The sequence below is a fragment of the Brevundimonas sp. CURTG3B2_SDJG genome (assembly GCF_057364705.1).
The window spans coordinates 1-1,464 of record NZ_JBNFOJ010000465.1 but is presented as its reverse complement, the minus strand read 5'-3'; the positions used below and the strand labels follow the sequence as shown (position 1 = coordinate 1,464).

General features: G+C 72.3%; 1 pseudogene. It reads right to left on the bottom strand.

Annotated elements, in window-relative coordinates:
- Window positions 1–1,464 (bottom strand): annotated as a pseudogene (locus AC2W7C_RS17850) (glutamate synthase central domain-containing protein); the annotation flags it as partial.

Below are 1,464 nucleotides of genomic sequence, written 5' to 3'. Positions count from 1 at the left end.
CGCCGCGGGCCGCCGCGACCGCCTCGTCGCGGATGGCGGTCCAGCGCCGGCCTTCAGCGCCCTCGCCGGGCCGCTCCGTCTCGCCCGGTTCGGGGAAGGCGCAGTCGATGACCGTGACCGCCCCGGCCCCGACGACGTCCAGCATCCGCTCGTACATGCCGGTGGTCAGCACCGGGCTGTCCAGCACGAACACCCGGGTCTGGGTCTCGTCCTGGGCCAGGATGTTGCCCAGGTTCTTGAACCGGGTGCGCAGGCTCATGGCCCCCGCCTCGCGCAGCGGGTCGATAGGCGGGTTGGTGACCTGGGCGAAGGCCTGGCGGAAGTAGTGCGAGAACGGCCGGCTCTGGTCCGACAGGACGGCCGGCGGGGCGTCGTCCCCCATCGAGGCGACGGCCTCCTTGCCCTCCCCCGCCATGGGATCCAGCAGGGCCTCGACATCCTCCTGGGTCCAGCCGACGGCGGCCTGGAAGCGGGTCAGGGCCTCGCCCGACAGGCGGCGCGGCTCGGGTCCCGGACCGATCTCGGGCTCCAGCTCGACGATGTTGGCCAGCCAGTCGCGATAGGGGTGCTGGGCCGCCAGCCGGTCGATGGTCTGGGTCTCGTCGTAGAGCTCGCCCGCCTCCAGATCGACCGAGATCATCCGCCCGCCGCCGATGTGCAGGCGGCGCGCGATGCGCTCGTCCGGCACGCCGGTCATGCCCGCCTCGGAGCCGCAGATCAGCAGGCCGTCGGTGGTCTGCATGGCGCGCAGCGGACGCAGGCCGTTGCGGTCCTTGCCGGCCACGACCCAGCGGCCGTCGGTGGCGCAGACCGCGGCGGGGCCGTCCCACGGCTCCATCACCGCGTTGCAGTAGGCGTACAGCGCCCGGTGGTCGTCCGAGATCACCCCCTCGATCGGCGCCTCGGGGATCAGCAGGGCCTTGACCATCGGGGCTGGACGCCCCGCCCGGACCAGCACCTCGAAGACATTGTCCAGCGCGGCGGAGTCCGAGCCCGAGGCCTGGATCACCGGCTTGACGGTGGCGTCGTCGGCGCCGAAGGCCTCGGCCGTCATGCGGATCTCGTGGCTGCGCATCCAGTTGGCGTTGCCGCGCAGGGTGTTGATCTCGCCGTTGTGCGCCAGCATCCGGAACGGCTGGGCCAGGCGCCATTCGGGGAAGGTGTTGGTCGAATAGCGCTGGTGGAACAGGGCCACGTTGGCCTCGACCGCGGGTCGGCCAGGTCCGGATAGAAGTCGGCCAGCGCCTCGGCCAGCATCATGCCCTTGTAGATGACCGACCGCGCCGACAGGGAGCAGACGTAGAAGGACTGCAGGCCCGCGGCGACGGCCCGCGCCTCGATGCGGCGGCGCAGCAGGTACAGCGCCCGCTCCAGGTCCTCGCCCTCCAGCCCCTCGGGCGGACTGAGCATGATCTGCTCGATCTCGGGCCGGGTGGCGGCGGCCCGCTCGCCCAGCACCTCGGC